Source organism: Streptomyces sp. NPDC031049, from assembly GCF_055571015.1.
This window is the reverse complement of sequence record NZ_JBVIGC010000021.1, coordinates 107,401-125,817: the sequence shown is the minus strand read 5'-3', so window position 1 is coordinate 125,817 and position 18,417 is coordinate 107,401. Positions and strand designations below refer to the sequence as shown.

The following is an 18,417-nucleotide window of genomic DNA, read 5'->3' as shown; positions in this document are numbered from 1 at the left end:
ATCGCGTGGAATCGGCCACCGCCCGTCCCGGCGTCCCGTCCCGCCGACTCTTCGGCCGGCGTCCTCGCAGGTCAGCGGGTGGGACGTCCCGTAGGCGCGTCACTTCGGCGGCGACCGTGGAGACCGGCGCCCGCCGCCCCGCAGTCTGTTCACCGAGCCGGCCGTCGCGGCCGGCCCACCCAGACCTCGAAGGGGGAACGCATGTCCATCACCAAGAAGTTCGCGGTCGTCGCCAGTGGCGTGGCACTGACCGGCGGCCTGCTGGCCGGAAGCGCGGGCACGGCCGGGGCGGCGCCGGAGGCACCGGCCGCGCCGGCGGCGGCGAAGGACTGCCCGTCGGGCTGGTTCTGCGTCTGGTCCGGGAAGAACTACACCGGCCGGATGCAGAAGGTCGCGGGGAACAACGCGGACCTGACCAAGTTCGTGGTCTTCCAGGGCTTCAAGTCCTGGTACAACCACGGCAAGTCCTGCGACTACCGGTGGTACGGCAAGAAGAACTACGGCGGGAACACCGGGGTGGTGAAGAGGGGCGCCAAGGGAACCGGCGACACCGTCTGGAAGCAGGGGTCCAACAAGTGGGTCAACTGCCGCTGACCGGCGCCGGACCGGCCCGGTGAAACGCCCGCGGCCCGTCCTCCCAGCGGGGGAGAGGACGGGCCGCGGCGCGTGCCGTGAACGCTCAGAGCCGCTCGGGGGTGCGGATGCCCAGCAGGGACATGCCCCGGTGCAGCGTCCGCGCCGTGACGTCGCACAGGAACAGCCGGTTGGCCACCTGCTCCGGCGTCTCGGCCTTCAGCACCGGGCACTTGTCGTAGAAGGACGTGTACAGCGACGCCAGCTGGTACAGGTACGCCGCCAGCTTGTGCGGCGCGTACTCCGCCGCCGCCTCCGCGACCGTCTCCGCGAAGGCGTCGAGGTGCAGGCCCAGGGCGCGCTCCGCCTCGTGCAGCGCCAGCTCCGGGCGGGGCTGCGGGCGGGCGTCGCCGGCCTTGCGCAGGATGGACCGGATCCGGGCGTAGGCGTACTGGAGGTAGACCGAGGTGTCGCCGTTGAGCGAGACCATCTGGTCCAGGTCGAACTTGTAGTCGCGGTTGGCCGACGTCGACAGGTCGGCGTACTTCACCGCGCCGACGCCCACCTGGGCGCCGCGCTCGGCGATCTCCTCCTCGGACAGGTCCTGGGCCTTCTCCCGGACCACCGCCGCGGCGCGGTCGACCGCCTCGTCGAGGAGGTCGACCAGCCGGACCGTCTCGCCCTCACGGGTCTTGAACGGCTTGCCGTCCTTGCCGAGCACGGTGCCGAAGGCGAGCTGGACGGCCTTGACGTCCTCGTTCAGCCAGCCGGCCTTCCGCGCGGTCTCGAAGACCATCTTGAAGTGCAGCGACTGGCGGGCGTCGACCACGTACAGCAGCGTGTTCGCCTTGAGGTGGAACACGCGGTCGCGGATCGCCGACAGGTCGGTGGCCGCGTAGCCGTAGCCGCCGTCGGACTTCTGCACGATCAGCGGGACCGGCTTGCCGTCCGGGCCCTTGATGTCGTCGAAGAACACGCACAGCGCGCCCTCCGAGCGGACGGCCACGCCGGACTCCTCCAGGAGGCGGCAGGTCTCGGCGAGCATGTCGTTGTAGCCGGACTCGCCGACGATGTCCGCGTCGCGGATCTCCATGTCCAGCTTGTCGAAGACGGAGAAGAAGTAGATCTTCGACTCGTCCACGAACTTCTGCCACATGGCCAGCGTCTGCGGGTCGCCCGCCTGGAGGTCGACCACCCGGCGCCGGGCGCGCGTCTTGAACTCCTCGTCGGAGTCGAACTTCTTCCGCGCCGCCTTGTACAGCCGGTCGAGGTTGGACATGGCCTCCTCGCCGGAGGCCTGGAGGTCGTCGCCCGCCTTGTGGTCCAGCTCGTGCGGGTGCTCGTCCAGGTACTGGATGAGCATGCCGAACTGGGTGCCCCAGTCGCCGATGTGGTGGCGCCGGACCACCTGCTCGCCGGTGAACTCCAGCAGCTGCGTCACCGAGTCGCCGATCACCGCGGAGCGCAGGTGGCCGACGTGCATCTCCTTGGCCACGTTCGGCTGGGCGTAGTCGATCACCGTGGTGCCCGGGTGCTCGGCGCGGGGGACGCCGAGGCGGCCGGTGTCGTCCGCGTACCGCGCGGCGAGGTTCTCGGTGATCGCCCGGTCGCCGACGGTGATGTTCAGGAAGCCGGGGCCGGAGACCTCGATGTCCTGGATCAGATCACCGGTGGTGACGTGCGAGACGACCTCGGCGGCCAGCTCGCGCGGGTTGGCCTTGGCCTTCTTGGCCAGCGCGAGGATGCCGTTGGCCTGGTAGTCGGCCCGGTCGCTTCGTCGCAGCAGCGGGTCCGCGCCGGCCGCCTCCGGCCGGGTGGCCGTCAGGGCGGACGCGAGCTGCTGCTGGACGGAGTCGCTGAGGGACGTGACCGAGGCCATAAGTTGGGGTGCCGTTCTCCTCGTGGGGATGGATAGACCCGGCCAGTATCCCATGGGGGTAAACCGGTTTTCGCGGACGCGGTGGCGGCTGGGACAATGGAGCGGTCAGCCGTGCGACCGTACCGGCTGCCCAAGAGGAGAAAGAAGGACGTGCCGATCGTGGCTCAGAGCACAGAGACCACCGACTGGGTCTCCCGTTTCGCGGACGAGGTCATCGCCGAGTCGGAGCGTCGTGCCCCGGGCAAACCGGTCGTCGTCGCGTCCGGGCTGTCCCCCTCCGGCCCCATCCACCTCGGGAACCTGCGCGAGGTCATGACCCCGCACCTGGTCGCCGACGAGATCCGCCGCCGCGGGTACCGGGTCCGGCACCTGATCTCCTGGGACGACTACGACCGCTACCGCAAGGTGCCGGCCGGCGTCGCGGGCGTCGACGAGTCCTGGGCCGAGCACATCGGCAAGCCGCTCACCTCCGTCCCCGCCCCGAAGGGCTCCGCGCACCCGAACTGGGCCGAGCACTTCAAGGCCGCGATGGTCGAGGCGCTCGGCGAGATGGGCGTGGAGTTCGACGGCATCAGCCAGACCGCGCAGTACACCTCCGGGGTCTACCGCGAGCAGATCCTGCACGCCATGAAGCACCGCGCGGACATCGACGCGGTCCTCGCCCAGTACCGGACCAAGCCGAAGACCGGCAAGAAGCCGTCGCAGAAGCCGGTGGACGAGGCCGAGCTGGAGGCGGCGGAAGGTTCCGGCGCGGCGAGCGAGGACGACGGCAGCTCCGGCTCCGCCGGGTACTTCCCGTACAAGCCGTACTGCGGCAACTGCGAGAAGGACCTGACGACCGTCACCTCCTACGACGACGCCTCCACGGAGCTGACGTACGCCTGCACCGCGTGCGGCTTCTCCGAGACGGTCCGGCTGAGCGAGTTCAACCGCGGCAAGCTGGTCTGGAAGGTCGACTGGCCCATGCGCTGGGCCTACGAGGGCGTGATCTTCGAGCCCAGCGGCGTCGACCACTCCTCGCCGGGGTCGTCGTTCCAGGTCGGCGGGCAGATCGTCGGGATCTTCGGCGGCAAGCAGCCGATCGGGCCGATGTACGCGTTCGTCGGCATCAGCGGCATGGCGAAGATGTCGTCGTCCAAGGGCGGCGTGCCCACCCCGGCCGACGCGCTGAAGATCATGGAGCCGCAGCTGCTGCGCTGGCTGTACGCGCGCCGCAAGCCCAACCAGTCCTTCAAGATCGCCTTCGACCAGGAGATCCAGCGGCTGTACGACGAGTGGGACCGGCTCGACGCCAAGGTCGCCGACGGCACCGCGCTGCCCGCCGACGCCGCCGCCCACTCCCGCGCGGTGCGCACGGCCGCCGGTGAGCTGCCGCGGACGCCGAGGCCGCTGCCGTACCGCACGCTGGCCTCGGTCGCCGACATCACCGCCGGGCACGAGGACCAGGCGCTGCGCATCCTCAGCGAGCTGGACCCGTCCGACCCGCTGTCCTCGCTCGCCGAGGCCCGGCCGCGGTACGACAAGGCCGAGGCGTGGATCAACACGTACGTCCCCGCCGACCAGCGGACCATCGTGCGCGAGGAGCCCGACGCCGAGCTGGTGAAGTCGCTGGACGACAGGGACCGCGAGTCGCTGCGGCTGCTGCTCGACGGGCTGGCCGAGCACTGGTCGCTGGACGGGCTGACCCACCTCGTCTACGGCGTGCCCAAGGTGCAGGCCGGGTTCTCCGCCGACGCCACGCCGAAGGAGCTGCCGCCGGAGATCAAGACCGCCCAGCGGTCCTTCTTCGCCCTGCTCTACCACCTGCTCGTGGGCCGCGACACCGGTCCGCGGCTGCCCACGCTGCTGCTGGCGGTGGGACAGGAGCGGGTGCGGCGCCTGCTCGGCGCGTAGGCCGCCGCGTACGGGCCCCGTACGAGCCTCGTACGACACAGGGGGCGCCCGGTGTTCGCCGGGCGCCCCCCCCTGTGCTCGGCGGGCCGGGCCGTCCGCTCAGCGGGTCAGGGCGAAGCCGGCGAGCAGGACGCCGACCACGCAGACGGCGAGGAAGACCTGGTGCCCGGCCCGCGGCTTGAGGTGGTGGGTGGGCTCGCCCCGGCGCCACCGCTGGAGCACCTCCCGGAACAGCGTCCGCTGGGGCAGCAGGCCGAGCGTCAGGCCGATGTGGGCGCAGGAGTACATGACGAGCGCCTCGGCCAGGCCGAAGCCCTGCACCCGGCAGATGACGACCATCACCGCGCCGAGGGTGACCATGGTCACCGGGTAGGCGATGCGGAACTTCCGGAAGGGGATCCAGCTGCCCAGGACGCAGCTGGACAGGGCCGTGGCGGCCGCGGCCAGCAGCCACAGCCATGCGAGCGGTACGGACGTGAGCATGGGGGCGCCCTTCTGCCCGGGGCAGGGGGACCGGTCTCGTCGGCCCGGTCCCCCACTCCGGTCGGATCAGCGGTCGGCGGTCATCCTGTGATCACCCGAAAAGGGAACTCAGCGTACCGGTGATGGGCGAGATGATGTCGCTGCCGAGCTGCGTCACCCGCTTGGCGACGGGCGACACCACGCCCTCCAGCGTGGCCCCGATCCACTTCGACTGGCCGAACGTGAGCAGCCCCAGGCTCGTACCGATCAGGGAGCCGGCGAACTCGGCACTGTCGAAGCCGTGTTCGATGCCGGTGAACAGCGTGCTGAGCGCGGCCGAGCCCAGCGAGACCCAGCCGAGGACGCCCGCCGCGGCGGCGACGAACGGCGCGAACGGGCCGGTCCACGGCGCGACGAACGCGGCACCCGCCGCGAGGAAGCCGGAGCCGATGCTGATCCAGTTGAACGCGTCGGCGTAGAACTGGGCGTCGTTCCACCACTCGTCCTTGTCGCCCTCGCTGCCGCCGGAGTTGGTCCGGTCGTGCGTCGGGCTGTCGGCGGGGTTCCTGCCCTCCTCCCTGGCCCGCCGCGCCTCCTCGGCGGCCCGGCGGGCGGCCTCCGCCGCCTCCGCCTGGCGCTTCTCGGAGGCGATGCGGCGGGCGTCGGTGGCCGCCGCCGCTGCCGCCTTGGCGTCCTGGCCCGCGGCGAGCGCGGACTGGCGCGCGCTGTTGGCCGAGGCCTGGGCGCTGTAGGAGGAGCGTGCGGCGCTGCGGGCGGAGTCGATGGCCCGGTTCGCCGAGTAGTTGGCGGCACGGCCGGCCTTGCGGGCGGTCTCCGCCGCGGCCTTGGCCTTGTTCGCGGAGGCCTGCGCGGCCTGGGCGGAGGCGTCCGCGTCGTCGGCGTTCTGCCTGGCCTGCGCGGCGTAGGTGTCGGCCTTCTTCGCCGAGGCGATCGCCTTGTCCGCCCACTGCGCGGCCTCGTCGGCCGCGTTGCGGGCCTCCGCCGCCGCCTTGGAGGCGAGTTCCGCGTCCTCCTGCGCCTTGTAGGCGATCTTGGCCGCCGCCGCGATGGCACCGCGGATCGCGGCGATGTGCGTGGCCGAGTCGTGGTCGAGCCGGGCGGCCTTGTGCTGGGCGAGGCTGATGAAGTTCCGGCGCATCCACGTCGGGCCCTCGAGGGCGACCTCCGCGTAGGCCTTGGTGTAGATGCCCCCGGAGTTGAGCAGGGCGGCGGTGGCGACGCCGTCGTCGTCCCGTACCGCCTCGGGGTAGGTGCGGTCGAAGAAGTCCTGGAGGGCCTGCGGGGTGTTGGCGTCGAGCGCGGCGTTGGCCGCGGCCACGACGGCCGGGCCCGGGTCGGTGGACAGGATGGAGGCGATGCTGACCCGCCGGTCCTCGGCCACGGCCTCGAGCAGGCCGTCGGCGAGGAAGGCCTTGACGGCGCCGGCGGTCTGGCTGGTCAGCGCCGCGTGCACGGCGTTGCCGACCTCCGCGGAGCCCACCTCCGCGATGTGCAGGGCGGTCTCCCGGTCGTCCTGCTCCTCGGCGAGGGCCCGGTCGGCGTCGATCCAGGCGTGCACGTCCGCGTCCGTGCCGGACAGCGCGAACTGGGCGGCCTCGCGGGTCCAGGCGCCCTTCGCGGAGGCCAGGCCCAGGGCGGCCTTGCGGCCCAGGGTGGCGGCCAGCGCGAGGTCGCCGTCGGCCAGCGCCTGCTCGGCGGCGGCGATCCGGTCCTTGAGGGCCTGGGCCGTCTGCTCGTCCTGGGTGCGCCGGTTCTCCAGCGCGACCCGTTCCTCCGCCTCCTGCCGGGCGAGCAGCCGGGCCTCCGCCAGGCCGTCCAGCTTGTCCTCCTCCAGGCGGGCCAGTTCCGCGTCGCGGGCCGCCTGTTCCACCGCCTCGGCGTCCGCGACGGCCTGGGTGGCGGTCTGCGCGGCCTTGATCGCCTCGGCGGCGTGCGCGGTGGACTTGTTGGCGTAGTCGATGGCCTGGCCCGCGTACTCGACCGCTTCCTCGGCCGCGTCGGCGGCGTTGTCGGCGTGCGCCGCCGCGGAGTTGGCGGCGTCGCGTGCGCTGCGGGCGGCGGTCGCGGCCTGGTTGGCCAGGGCCTGTGCCGTGGAGGCGGCGTTGGTGGCGCGGTTGGCCGCGCTGTTGGCGATCTCGGCCTGGCGCCTGGCCTCGGCGGCCTCGGACTGGGCGACGCCCGCGGCGGTGGCCGCCTGCGCCGAGGCGTTGGCGGCGGCGGCCGCGTTGCGGGCGGCGGACGCGGCGGCGGAACCGGCGCCGGCCGCCTGCGAGGCCGCGGTGGCCGCGTAGTCGGCGGCCTTGGCGGCCGTACGGGCGCGGGCGGCGCCGTTGCGGGCGGCGACGGCGGCGTTCTTCGCCGCCTCGGCCTTGCCGGCGTCCTTGGAGGCGGCGATGGCCGCGTTGTACGCGCGGGACGCGGCGCGGCCGGCGGTGGCGGCGGCCTGCGCGGCGGCGGTCGCCGCGTACGAGGCGCGGCGCGAGGCGGCGACGGCGGCGTGGGAGGCGCTGATGGCGTTGCGGGCGGCCTTCGCGGCGCCCCGCGCGGCGCTCGCGGCCTTGCGGGCCGCCGCACCGGACTTGGCCACGTCGTCCTGGGCGGCCTCGGCCTCGGCGGCGGCCTTCTCGGCCGCCTCCTTCGCCTTCTCGGCGGCGGTCTTGGCGCGTTCGGAGGCCTCGACGGCCAGGTCGGTCTCGGCCTGGGCGCGCTTGCCCTCGCGCTCGACGACGGCGACGAGTTCCTCGATCGTCGCGGCCTCCTGGTCGCGGGCGCGCGCGATGTGCTGCCCGGTGTCCAGGAACCACTCCACGTCCTGCCGGCTGCCGCTGAGCGCGCGGTCGGCGTACTTCTGCACCTCCGGGCCGCCGGACATCAGCATGGTGGCGGTCTCCACCCGCATGTCCTCCTCGCGGGCGGTGAACCGGCCCTCGGAGAGGAAGTCCACGAGGGCCTGCTCGGTGCCGGCGTCCAGCGCCGCGGACGCCTCGCGCTTGACGCCCTTGCCGCCGGTGGCCGAGACCGTGGCCGTGGCCACCTGGAGGTCTTCCAGCAGGGCGGGTCTGAAGCCGCCGTCCAGGAAGGCGGCCACCGCGGCGTCCCCGCCGTCCAGCGCGGCGGAGGCCTCGCGGCGCAGCCCCACGCCGGATCTGGGGAGGTAGGCGGCGACCGCGACGCGGTTGTCCTCCGCCGTCACCGCGGGGAGCGTCGTGGTCAGGAAGGTCCGCACGTCCGCGTCCGTGCCGTAGAGCGCGTCCGCCGCGGCGGCCCTGGTCGCCTTGCCGCCGGTCAGCCAAGCCCTGACCACCTTCGCCCGGTCGGTGTCCGGGAGTTCGAACGGCTTGGGCGGTTCGTCCGTCGTCGTGGCCGCCGGTGTGGCGGCGCGGGCCGGCAGGGCGAGCGCACCGGGTGTGGCGGCGGCGGCCGTGACGGCGGCGAGGGTGCCGAGCAGGCGGCGCCGGCTCCAGAACACTGTCTCCATGGGGATGTCGTCCTTCAGGTAAGTGCCGTGCGGCACTCGACGGAAATCTGTCGTGACGCGACCTCCTAGCCATTCATATTTCTCACGGACCGTCAATTGGTGCCGGACAAAGGGAGTTCAACCGGACGCCCTCGGGTCCCTTTCAAGTGTTCTGCCGAGAATTCGAGCCATGCGAAAAAAGCGACGATGGATCTCCACAGATTCTTCACGCCGATTACCACAACCTTTCGGGCGTGTGACGGGAGTCACTTCGTGGCCTCAACTTACGTCCGGATTTGAACAGTTGGTGCGGTGGACAGGTCATGAAGAGGTGGATTGCATGGAGGGCGAGCGGCTCGCGGAGACACGTGCAAGCTGCCTCTCCTTTGCGCGTCACGGCGAAGTGGAAACCCTCTTCGGCGGTTTCCTCGCCGTGGGTCTCCGCTGCCTGACGTGCTATCGGAGTGCGCCGTCCCCGTGGTGAGGAACTGTTTTGCCCGGGGGTGGAAAACCGACGACTCTTGGAGCACGATGAAGGCCCGTACCGAATCTTCGGAATTCACGGAAAAAAAGCAGAGGAAGAGATTCCTCGTGCGGACCATGGCCGCCGCGACGGCGGCCGGCGCCCTGGCCTGGGCGGCCCTGTCGGGCGCGCTCACCGGCGCCGGCCCGGACCGCGCCGACACCACCACGACGGTCGCCGAGGGCGCCCCCGGCTACGCGGTCGAGGACTTCAACTACCCCGACGCGGACAAGATCCTGGCCGAGCAGAACATCGTCCTCAAGCGCGGCGACGGGCACATCACCCTGGTGGACTGCGCCAGCGGCACGGGCTTCATCGAGGTCCTGGCACGGCGCCACTCGGGCAAGGTCTGCTTCAAGGTCGTGGGCGACTCCGGCTGGCTGACCCTGGAGATCCCCGCCGTCTACTCCATGAAGGGCAACGACTACACCACGCAGGTCGACATGACCGTGGGTGCCGAGGAGAAGTCCTTCGACCTGGACAAGAACACCTGGACTGCCGTCGGTGAGAGCGCGGACGAGCAGGGCCGCGAGCACATGCTCGTGGAAATCCGCTCCGCCAAGTAGCCGCCGCACAGCAGGAACGTAAGGACACGACCTCCATGCACTCCACCAGACGCGTTCGCCTCGCCGCGTTCGGCGCGGCCCTGGCGGCCGGTTCGCTCGCGCTCTCCGCGATGCCCGCCGCCGCCGTGACCGGCCCCGCCTCCCCGGCCGGCGACACCACCCACGCCTACGCCGCCCAGCTGATCGTCGGCAACCACGACCGGGGCTGCTCCGGTGTCCTGGTCGACGCCGAGTGGCTGCTCACCGCGGCCAGCTGCTTCGCCGCCGACCCGGTGGACAGCCTGGCGGTGCCCGCGGGCAAGCCCGCCCTGAAGACCACCGCGACCATCGGCCGCTCCGACCTCACCGGCACCGGCGGCGCCGTCCGCGAGGTCGTCGAACTCGTGCCCCGCAACGACCGCGACGTGGTCCTGGCCCGGCTGAACCGTCCCGTCACCGACGTCGCCCCCGTCGCCCTGGCCGGCACGGCGCCCGCCGCCGGCGAGGAGCTGAAGCTCGCCGGGTACGGCCGCACCGCCACCGAGTGGGCGCCGCTGAACCTGCACACCGGCGCGTTCTCCGTGGACGCCGCCGACGCCACCACCGCCACCGTCACCGGCAAGGACGGCGTCGCCGCGTGCATGGGCGACACCGGCGGCCCGCTGGTGCGCACTTCAGACGGCGCGCACCGGCTCGTCGCCCTGGCCAGCCGGTCCTACCAGGGCGGCTGCCTCGGCATCGACGACACCGAGACCCGCACCGGCGGCATCGCCGCCCGCGTCGACGACCTGGGCTCCTGGGTGGCGTCCAAGACCGGCGCCCCGCGCGTCACGGACTTCAACTGCGACGGCGTCGAGGACATCGCCGTCTCCGACCCCGAGGCGACCGTCGGCGGCGACACCGGCGCCGGCCTGGTCCGGGTGGTGTACGGCGGCGGCAGGGGCACCGCCCAGATCGACCAGGACCTCGACTGGGTGCCCGGCGGCTCCGAGACCAACGACGGCTTCGGCGAGTCCCTGGCCACCGTCGACTACGACGAGGACGGCTGCACCGACCTGGTCGTCGGCACCCCCGGTGAGAACCTGGGCGGCGCCACCGACGCCGGCATGGTCGACATCCTCCACGGCGCCCCCGGCGGCCTGGGCACCGGCGCCGCCAAGGCCACCCACTACGAGCAGGGCGCGGGCAACGGAGCCCTGGCGGCCTCCACCTCCGAGGCCGGCGACCGCCTCGGCCACGCGCTGGCCGCCGGCACCACCACCGAGGGCAAGCCCTACATCGTCATCGGCGCACCGGGCGAGAGCCTCGGCAGCCTCGCCGACGCCGGTTCGGTGATCTACGTGCACGGCAGCACCAACATCGCCGTCCACCAGGACAAGACCGGCGTGCCGGGCACCGCGGAGGCCGGCGACCGCTACGGCTCCAGCCTCGCGGCCGACGCCCGCCACATCGCCGTCGGCGCGCCCGGCGAGGCGATCGGCACCGACGCCGAGGCCGGCGGCGTGGCCGTCTTCTCGCACACGCTGAACTCCGAGAACCGGCCCACCCCGCTGTTCGGGCTCGACCAGGACCTGGACAGCGTTTCCGGCGGCGCCGAGCCCGGCGACCTGTTCGGCGCCTCCGTCGCGCTGGTCCCCTACCGGCCCGCGGGCGCGGCGACGGCCACCGAGTCGATCCTCGCCGTCGGCTCCCCCGGCGAGGACCTCACCGTCGGCGGCGTCGCCAAGACGGACACCGGCTCCGTGCTGACCTTCCGGATCACCGCCGCCGGCGGCCACGGCCAGCTCGACGCCTACACCTCCGGCACCCCCGACGACGACGTCGCCGGCACCTCCGAGTCGGGCGACCGCTTCGGCGAGACCGTCACCGCCGTCAACACCGCGCCGCGCGCCGTCAGCAGCGCCGCGACGCTGAAGATGGCCGTCGGCATCCCGGGCGAGGCCATCGGCACGGTGAAGAACGCCGGCGCCGTCATCACCTTCTCGATGCTGGGCAGCCCCGGCGCGAGCGACCACTGGGTCGAGGCCGGGGACGGCGACGGCATACCCACCGCCCCGGGCGCCGACCAGCGGCTCGGCAGCAGCATCCACTTCACCGACCGCCACCTCTACGTCGGCATGCCCTACGGCCCGACCGGCCACGGCGTCCTGTACGCCATGCCGATGGCCAACGTGACGGCCGGCGGCACCTCCACCGCGGTCACCACCTACCAGCCCGGCCAGGGCGGACTGCCCGCCGCCGGCGTCCGCTTCGGCCACGCGGCCCGCTGACCGACCGCGGCGGACACCCGCTACGACGACAAGGGGCGCCCGGCACTCGCCGGGCGCCCCCTCGCCGTCCACGGTGTCCACGGTGTCCACGGTGTCCGCGGGTGCCGGTCGGGCGATGCCGGTCAGGCGATGTGGTCCTCCTCCAGCTCCGCGTTGTAGCGGTTGGTGAACCGGTTGACCATGCGCTTGGCCTCGTCCGGGGCGAGCGCGATGCCGAACTCCGCCTCGGCGTTCTCACCGAACTCCCGGGGCGTCGGATAGCCGCTGCCGGTGATCGACTTCTTGAAGACCTGGTAATAGGCGTCCTCGTCCGGCTCCGGGTCGGGGACGCCGCCGCCGTCGCCGAGCTCACGGGTGCGGTTCGGGCCCACCGGTATCGGGAAGCTGCCCGTCTCCTCCGGGGCGGGTTCCTGGAGCGGCGGCTCCTCCTCGTACTGGTCGCGGTACTGGTCCGCCCGCTCCTGTTCCTCGTACCACTGGGCGTACTGCTCGGCCGGGTCGTAGGTGGGGTCGTAGCCGCCCTGGTACTCGACCTGGCGCGGGGTGTTGAACCACGGGCTCTCGTCCGGCTCCGGCGGCTCGGCGCGGCGCCCTGCGCCGGGCACCACGCCGAGCTGGAGGCGCTGCCCGCCGGCCGGCGCCGCCTGCCGCGCGTCGTGCCCCGCCCCGGCCGCCCCACCGGCTGCCGCCGGGTCGGCCCCGGGCGCCGCGTCGAGGGCCTGCTGCTGCGGCGCCGGGGGCAGCAGCGCCGGCTCGATGCCCGCCGCCGCCAGGCCCGCCGGGGCGGTGTCGGCCAGCGGCACGCCGTAGCGGGCCAGTCGCAGCGGCATCAGGGACTCCACCGGGGCCTTGCGGCGCCAGCCGCGGCCGAAGCGGGAGCGCAGCCGGGCCTGGTAGACCAGCCGCTCCTGCTCCAGCTTGATCACCTGGTCGTAGGAGCGCAGCTCCCACAGCTTCATCCGCCGCCACAGCAGGAACGTCGGCAGCGGGGAGAGCAGCCAGCGGGTCAGCCGGACGCCCTCCATGTGCTTGTCCGCGGTGATGTCGGCGATCCGGCCGATGGCGTGCCGGGCCGCCTCCACGGCCACCACGAACAGCACCGGGATCACCGCGTGCATGCCCACGCCCAGCGGGTCCGGCCAGGCCGCCGCGCCGTTGAACGCGATCGTCGCCGCCGTCAGCAGCCACGCCGTCTGACGCAGCAGCGGGAACGGGATGCGGATCCACGTCAGGAGCAGGTCCAGGGCCAGCAGGACGCAGATGCCGGCGTCGATTCCGATCGGGAAGACGTAACTGAAGTCCCCGAAGCCCTTCTTGACGGCAAGCTCACGGACGGCCGCGTACGAACCCGCGAAGCCGATCGCGGCGATGATGACGGCACCGAAGACGACCACGCCGATGAGAACGCGGTGCATCCGTGTCAGCTTCAGTGGCGCGGCCACCCGTACTCCCCTCCCAGTGCCTGTTGTTGCGCGCAACAGAGTGGCACATGTGTGCGGGGGACGGGTGGCCGGTGTGCCGCGTCAGCTCTTGCGGGACGACGAGTCGCCGTCGGAGGACTCCTTGGTCGCGCCCTCGGAGGCCTTGTCCGACGGGGACGTCGAAGCAGCGGACCCGCCGTCGCCCTCGTTGGCCTCGGCCACCGCGGCCACCGCCTCCTTGGCCGCCTTCCGGGCGTCCTTCATCAGATCGTCGGCGTCCGGGGTCTTCTCCCCGGCGAGGCCGGCGCCGTTGTAGTCGACCGTGACGACGACGTTCTCGGCGCGGACCACGACGGTCTGCTGCTTGAACGTGCCTTCCTTCTTCTTCAGGTCGTAGCGCACGGCCGTGGCCTCGTCGCCCGTCCCGGAGAACGGCTCGGCCTTCGTGGACTTGGCGTCCTTGACCGACTTCGCGTCCTCGACCTGCTTCTGGTAGTACTCCTGCGCCCGCTCGTCGCCCGCGCCGCGCGCGACGTCCGACTCGAAGCGCAGCATCGAGACGTTCAGCCAGCGGAACTGCGAGCCCTTGACGCCGTTGTTGTCCAGGCTGTCCCAGGAGCAGCTGCCGCGGGCCGAGGTGTCGTTCGACGCACCCTCCTTGCCCGACTTGGTGCCCTTCGGCACCAGTTCGCCGAGGGTCTTCTCCGACAGGACGGAGCAGGGCTCGGGAAGCTGCCGGTACACCGCCGCCCGCACCGTCGGCGACGGGGTCGCGGACGCCGAGGCGGACTTCTCGGCGCTCTTGTCACCGCCGCTCTCGGAGCCGGAGCCGGAGGAGCAGCCGGCGGCCACCAGCACCGCGGGGACGGCTGCCGCGCAGACGAGGACGCGGTGGCGGCGCTTCGCTTGCTGGTCGTGCTGGGCTCGCTGGGCTCGTCGCTGCATGGTTCCTTCACTCATGACGCTCGTGGTTCCTGCGGTGGAACGGGTCCGAGAGGTCACGGTACGCGCTGCGCCAACCGGGCGGTCCCGGTCGCCGGACTTCGCCCACGAGGGCGCGACGCGGCGAACGGGGCTCAGCCGCCGAGCGAGTCCGCCAGCCCGGCGGCCAGTTTCCGCGCCCTGTCCTGCATTTCCTTGCTGTCGGGCACGACTCCGACCGTGGTCGGCTGCTCGACGTACTCGATGGTCACGATGACGTTCGACGTGCGGAACGCCACAGTCACCGTGCGGCGCTTCGCCGTCGAACCGGAGCTGTTCAGCTCGTCGTCCAGGAACGCCTCGTCACCCAGGTCGTCGAGCAGCCGGGGCTGGAGCTCGGAGGGGGTGCCGCCGGGAGACGGGGAACCCGACGACGCCGACGAGGAGGGCGAACCGGAGGAACCGGATGAACCCGAAGAAGGAGACGAACTGGAGGAAGCGGAGGAGGCGGAGGAGGTGGGGGACGGAGAGGTGGAGCCCGACGAGGAGGCGCTCGGGTCGGCCGACTCGTCCCCGGTCGCCGAGGAGCCCGCGGCCGGCTCGGGCAGGTCGGCCGCCAGCTCCTTCGAGGCGAACAGGGTCTGCGCCTGGTCGTCGTCGCTGACGGAGCCGTCGTACGACACCACCCGCTCGAAGTCGACGAACAGATGGTTGGTGGCCTCGGCGGCCTCGACCTTCCAGTCGCAGCCGACCTTGCGGTCGGTGTCGTAGGTGAGCGTCGGCTCGCCCTCGTAGGCCTTCTCGCGCTGCTCCGGGTCCGCGATCTGCGTGATGCCGGGCAGCAGCGCGTCGAGCGTGTCCTGCCGGATCACGGTGCACGGGTCGGGCAGGGTGCGGTACCTGCCGGGCTCGGCCGCCGCCGACGCGGCGCCGGGGTCGCCGGGGTTGGAGTCGTCCGCGGCGCCGCCCTCGCCGGAGCCGCCGGTGCAGCCGGCCAGCAGCGCCGCGAGGAGCGCCGCGGCGCCGGGTACGTACGCCTTCCGCTGCACGGTCAGGATCCTCTCGACGGTGGGGTCCGCTGGGACGGGGCGGAACGGCGGGGCCGGCCCGGCGTCCAGTGTCCCCGCTGGTTATTCGCTTGCCGCACGGGGGCCGCCCCTGGAGACAATGTGTATCGCACGCGCTGCCGTGGATGCCGGTCGGTTGTCCCGTTCATTGACCTTGGCGCCGGTTTTGCGCTTTGAGACTTCTGTTGCTTTCCGGGGGAATGAGGACGATATGTCGTATGTGGAGATGCCGGGCGCGAAGGTGCCGATCCGGATGTGGACCGACCCGGGGACGGTCGAGGAGGGCGCCCTCCAGCAGCTGCGGAACGTCGCCACCCTGCCGTGGGTCGAGGGCCTGGCCGTGATGCCGGACGTGCACTACGGCAAGGGCGCCACGGTCGGCTCCGTGATCGCCATGCGGGGCGCGGTGTGCCCGGCGGCGGTGGGCGTGGACATCGGCTGCGGGATGTCGGCGGTGAAGACGTCGCTGACGGCGAACGACCTCCCCGGGGACCTGTCCCGGCTGCGGTCGAGGATCGAGCAGGCGATTCCGGTGGGGCGGGGGATGCATGACGACCCCGTGGACCCGGGGCGGCTGCACGGCTTCGGCACGGCGGGGTGGAGCGACTTCTGGGGGCGGTTCGACGGGGTGGCCGAGGCGGTCAAGTTCCGTGAGGAGCGGGCCACGAAGCAGATGGGCACCCTCGGCTCCGGGAATCACTTTGTCGAAGTGTGCGTGGATACGTCTGATGCGGTGTGGCTCATGCTGCACTCGGGCTCCCGCAACATCGGCAAGGAGCTCGCCGAGCACCACATCGGCATCGCCCAGAAGCTCCCGCACAACCAGGGCCTGGTCGACCGCGACCTCGCCGTCTTCGTCGCGGACACCCCGCAGATGGCGGCGTACCGCAACGACCTGTTCTGGGCGCAGGAGTACGCCAGGTACAACCGCTCGATCATGATGGCGCTCCTGAAGGACGTGGTCCGCAAGGAGTTCAAGAAGGCCAAGCCGGTCTTCGAGCCCGAGATCAGCGCCCACCACAACTACGTGGCCGAGGAGCGCTACGACGGGAAGGACCTGCTCGTGACCCGCAAGGGAGCGATCCGGGCCGGCTCCGGCGAGTACGGCATCATCCCGGGCTCGATGGGCACCGGTTCCTACATCGTCAAGGGCCTCGGGAACCCGATGTCCTTCAACTCGGCCTCGCACGGCGCGGGCCGGCGCATGAGCCGCAACGCGGCGAAGCGGCGCTTCTCCACGCGGGACCTGGAGGAGCAGACGCGGGGCGTGGAGTGCCGCAAGGACTCCGGGGTCGTGGACGAGATCCCGGGCGCCTACAAGCCGATCGAGCAGGTCATCGACCAGCAGCGGGACCTGGTGGAGGTCGTGGCGAAGCTGAAGCAGGTCGTCTGCGTCAAGGGCTGACGCTACGCCGGCGCTCGAGACCGCCGCCGGCCGTCACCGCTCCCGGTGGAGCTTGGTGTTCGAAGCCTGGGCGCGGGGGCGGACCACGAGGAGGTCGATGTTGACGTGGGCGGGCCGGGTGACCGTCCAGGTGATCGTGTCGGCCACGTCCTCGGCGGTGAGGGGCTCGGCCACGCCCTCGTAGACCTTGGCCGCCTTGTCCGCGTCGCCGCCGAAGCGGGTCAGGGCGAACTCGTCGGTCTTCACCAGGCCGGGCGCGATCTCGATGACGCGCACCGGGCGGCCGACGATCTCCAGGCGGAGGGTCTCGGCGAGCACGTGCTCGGCGTGCTTGGCGGCGACGTAGCCCGCGCCGCCCTCGTAGGTGGCGTGGCCGGCGGTGGAGGAGACGACGACCACCGTGCCGTCGCCGCTCGCCTCCAGCTTGGGCAGCAGGGCCTGGGTGAGGTTGAGGGTGCCGATGACGTTCGTCTCGTACATCCGGCGCCAGTCGTCCGGGTCGCCGGTGGCCACCGGGTCGGCGCCGAGCGCGCCGCCCGCGTTGTTGACGAGGACGCCGACCGTCCTGAACGCGGTCGCGAACTCGTCCACCGCCGCGCGGTCGGTGACGTCCAGGGGGTACGCCGTCGCCTTGTGGCCGGCCGCCTGGATCTCCTCGGCGATCGCCTCGATGCGGTCCTTGCGGCGGGCGGTGAGGACGACCCGGTAGCCGGCGGCGGCGAGCTGCCGGGCGGTGGCGGCGCCGATGCCGCTGCTCGCACCGGTGACGACGGCGATGCGGGACGCGGCGGACGGTGCGGCGGTGGCCATGGGCTGCTCCTCGGCAAGGGACGACCGGTCGCCGCCCAGCGTAAGTGACGGGCGGGCGCCGGGAGCGGGCGGACGCCGAGGCTCCGGGGGGGCAGGGGCAGGGGCGGAGCCGGGCCGGAGCCGGGGCGGGTCAGCCGCCGTTGCGCGGGGCCCACATCAGCACGGCCATGCCGGCGAGGCAGATCAGCGCCCCGGTGATGTCCCAGCGGTCGGGCCGGTAGCCGTCCGCGACCACGCCCCACAGGATCGAACCGGCGACGAAGATCCCGCCGTACGCGGCGAGGATGCGGCCGAAGTGGGCGTCGGGCTGGAAGGTGGCGACGAAGCCGTAGGCGCCGAGCGCGAGGACCCCGCCGGTGACCCACAGCCAGCCGCGGTGCTCGCGCACACCCTGCCAGACCAGCCAGGCCCCGCCGATCTCGAACAGGGCGGCGACGACGAACAGGGCGGCGGAGCGCAGGACCAGCATGGGGGCAGCTTCGCACGGCCGCCGTCCCGGCCCTTCGGCGCGTCCGCGGACGTGCCGCCACCGCCACCACTGGCTCGTCCCCGGCGTCGCGCCGCGCAGGCGTCGTCCGCCCACGTCACCTGATGGAGGGCGCCTGGTGTCCCGTTCACGTGGCATACATGCCTGTGACCTGATGTGCGGACCGTCCGACGAGATGGGTGCGGGAGGCGTCGATGCCGAAGCCGGTGGTGCGGGTGCTCGCGGTGTGCGGGGCCGCGCTGATGGCCGCCGCCGGGGGTGCGGGCGGGAACGCGGCCGCCGCGGCACAGCCCGAGGCCGATCTCGCGTACCACGGCTCGGCCGTCCTGGTCGGCGACCGGGTGGACGTCGCCTTCGTGCCGGTCAACCACGGGCCCGCCGCCGTGCCGGACGCGACCGTGCGGCTGCGCTGGTCGACGGCTCCGGCGGCGCGGCAGGAGCTGCCGGCGGGCTGCACCCGCTCGGAGCCGCGGGTGGTGCTGTGCCGGACGGGGGCGCTGGCCGCGGACGGCGTGGGCGAGCGCATCGCGCTGCGGGTGTGGCTGCCGGACGCGCCCTCGGAGGTCGTGCTGGAGCTGGACACGGTGTGGGGCGGCGGTGCGGTGGACCGCAACCGGCACAACGACCGGCAGCGGGTGCTCGTCCTCGGTACGGGGGACGCGTATCACTTCTGACCAGGGCCG

The 18,417-nt window shown here is 72.6% G+C and carries 14 protein-coding genes; 6 read left to right on the top strand and 8 right to left on the bottom strand.

Annotation, left to right across the window (positions count from 1 at the left end):
* The first annotated feature begins 201 nt into the window (after window positions 1-201).
* Window positions 202-594, top strand: a complete 393-nt coding sequence (locus ACZ45Q_RS29215) for a peptidase inhibitor family I36 protein (RefSeq protein WP_468266741.1) — start codon at window positions 202-204, stop codon at window positions 592-594.
* Between the two features lie 85 nt (window positions 595-679).
* Here the strand turns inward: ACZ45Q_RS29215 and argS are convergent, their stop codons facing one another.
* On the bottom strand, window positions 680-2,452 hold the full coding sequence (argS, locus tag ACZ45Q_RS29210) for an arginine--tRNA ligase (protein ID WP_468266739.1): 1,773 nt from the start codon (window positions 2,450-2,452) through the stop codon (window positions 680-682).
* Between the two features lie 150 nt (window positions 2,453-2,602).
* Between argS and lysS the strand changes: the two genes are divergently transcribed.
* Entirely contained in the window at window positions 2,603-4,345 is a 1,743-nt protein-coding gene (gene lysS, locus ACZ45Q_RS29205) for a lysine--tRNA ligase (RefSeq protein ID WP_468266737.1), read from the top strand.
* A gap of 99 nt (window positions 4,346-4,444) precedes the next feature.
* Here the strand turns inward: lysS and ACZ45Q_RS29200 are convergent, their stop codons facing one another.
* Entirely contained in the window at window positions 4,445-4,828 is a 384-nt protein-coding gene (locus tag ACZ45Q_RS29200; protein ID WP_468266735.1) for a hypothetical protein, read from the bottom strand.
* Between the two features lie 91 nt (window positions 4,829-4,919).
* The gene (locus tag ACZ45Q_RS29195) at window positions 4,920-8,306 is read right to left on the bottom strand and encodes a hypothetical protein (protein ID WP_468266733.1); all 3,387 of its coding nucleotides are present in this window, start codon (window positions 8,304-8,306) and stop codon (window positions 4,920-4,922) included.
* 579 nt (window positions 8,307-8,885) lie between these two features.
* Between ACZ45Q_RS29195 and ACZ45Q_RS29190 the strand changes: the two genes are divergently transcribed.
* On the top strand, window positions 8,886-9,374 hold the full coding sequence (locus ACZ45Q_RS29190) for a hypothetical protein (protein WP_468266793.1): 489 nt from the start codon (window positions 8,886-8,888) through the stop codon (window positions 9,372-9,374).
* Between the two features lie 35 nt (window positions 9,375-9,409).
* Window positions 9,410-11,623 (top strand): trypsin-like serine protease, encoded by a 2,214-nt coding sequence (locus ACZ45Q_RS29185; RefSeq protein ID WP_468266731.1) that lies wholly within the window; start codon window positions 9,410-9,412, stop codon window positions 11,621-11,623.
* A 122-nt stretch (window positions 11,624-11,745) separates the two neighbouring features.
* Here ACZ45Q_RS29185 and ACZ45Q_RS29180 read toward each other — a convergent pair whose 3' ends face one another.
* The 3 genes from ACZ45Q_RS29180 to ACZ45Q_RS29170 form a co-directional block, all read right to left on the bottom strand.
* A complete protein-coding gene (locus tag ACZ45Q_RS29180) occupies window positions 11,746-13,065 on the bottom strand; it encodes a DUF2637 domain-containing protein (RefSeq protein ID WP_468266729.1) in 1,320 nt (439 codons plus the stop codon).
* Between the two features lie 81 nt (window positions 13,066-13,146).
* Window positions 13,147-14,004 (bottom strand): DUF3558 family protein, encoded by an 858-nt coding sequence (locus tag ACZ45Q_RS29175; protein ID WP_468266727.1) that lies wholly within the window; start codon window positions 14,002-14,004, stop codon window positions 13,147-13,149.
* A gap of 116 nt (window positions 14,005-14,120) precedes the next feature.
* Window positions 14,121-15,014, bottom strand: a complete 894-nt coding sequence (locus ACZ45Q_RS29170; protein WP_468266725.1) for a DUF3558 domain-containing protein — start codon at window positions 15,012-15,014, stop codon at window positions 14,121-14,123.
* Between the two features lie 229 nt (window positions 15,015-15,243).
* Here ACZ45Q_RS29170 and ACZ45Q_RS29165 point away from each other — a divergent pair, with 229 nt between their 5' ends.
* Window positions 15,244-16,437, top strand: coding sequence for an RtcB family protein (locus tag ACZ45Q_RS29165; RefSeq protein ID WP_468266723.1), 1,194 nt, complete (start codon window positions 15,244-15,246; stop codon window positions 16,435-16,437).
* 33 nt (window positions 16,438-16,470) lie between these two features.
* Here ACZ45Q_RS29165 and ACZ45Q_RS29160 read toward each other — a convergent pair whose 3' ends face one another.
* Complete coding sequence (locus ACZ45Q_RS29160) at window positions 16,471-17,247, bottom strand: SDR family NAD(P)-dependent oxidoreductase (protein ID WP_468266722.1); 777 nt, start codon at window positions 17,245-17,247, stop codon at window positions 16,471-16,473.
* Window positions 17,248-17,377: 130 nt separating this feature from the next.
* Entirely contained in the window at window positions 17,378-17,716 is a 339-nt protein-coding gene (locus ACZ45Q_RS29155) for a YnfA family protein (protein ID WP_468266720.1), read from the bottom strand.
* A 212-nt stretch (window positions 17,717-17,928) separates the two neighbouring features.
* Here ACZ45Q_RS29155 and ACZ45Q_RS29150 point away from each other — a divergent pair, with 212 nt between their 5' ends.
* Window positions 17,929-18,408 (top strand): hypothetical protein, encoded by a 480-nt coding sequence (locus tag ACZ45Q_RS29150; protein WP_468266718.1) that lies wholly within the window; start codon window positions 17,929-17,931, stop codon window positions 18,406-18,408.
* The last annotated feature ends 9 nt before the right edge of the window (window positions 18,409-18,417 follow it).

Bases quoted from the DNA above. Each gene is read 5' to 3' on its own strand.
- ACZ45Q_RS29215 (WP_468266741.1), top strand. From the start codon at position 202: ATGTCCATCACCAAGAAGTTCGCGGTCGTCGCCAGTGGCGTGGCACTG.
- argS (WP_468266739.1), bottom strand. From the start codon at position 2,452: ATGGCCTCGGTCACGTCCCTCAGCGACTCCGTCCAGCAGCAGCTCGCG.
- ACZ45Q_RS29200 (WP_468266735.1), bottom strand. From the start codon at position 4,828: ATGCTCACGTCCGTACCGCTCGCATGGCTGTGGCTGCTGGCCGCGGCC.
- ACZ45Q_RS29195 (WP_468266733.1), bottom strand. From the start codon at position 8,306: ATGGAGACAGTGTTCTGGAGCCGGCGCCGCCTGCTCGGCACCCTCGCC.
- ACZ45Q_RS29190 (WP_468266793.1), top strand. From the start codon at position 8,886: ATGGCCGCCGCGACGGCGGCCGGCGCCCTGGCCTGGGCGGCCCTGTCG.
- ACZ45Q_RS29185 (WP_468266731.1), top strand. From the start codon at position 9,410: ATGCACTCCACCAGACGCGTTCGCCTCGCCGCGTTCGGCGCGGCCCTG.
- ACZ45Q_RS29175 (WP_468266727.1), bottom strand. From the start codon at position 14,004: ATGAGTGAAGGAACCATGCAGCGACGAGCCCAGCGAGCCCAGCACGAC.
- ACZ45Q_RS29165 (WP_468266723.1), top strand. From the start codon at position 15,244: ATGTCGTATGTGGAGATGCCGGGCGCGAAGGTGCCGATCCGGATGTGG.
- ACZ45Q_RS29160 (WP_468266722.1), bottom strand. From the start codon at position 17,247: ATGGCCACCGCCGCACCGTCCGCCGCGTCCCGCATCGCCGTCGTCACC.
- ACZ45Q_RS29155 (WP_468266720.1), bottom strand. From the start codon at position 17,716: ATGCTGGTCCTGCGCTCCGCCGCCCTGTTCGTCGTCGCCGCCCTGTTC.
- ACZ45Q_RS29150 (WP_468266718.1), top strand. From the start codon at position 17,929: ATGCCGAAGCCGGTGGTGCGGGTGCTCGCGGTGTGCGGGGCCGCGCTG.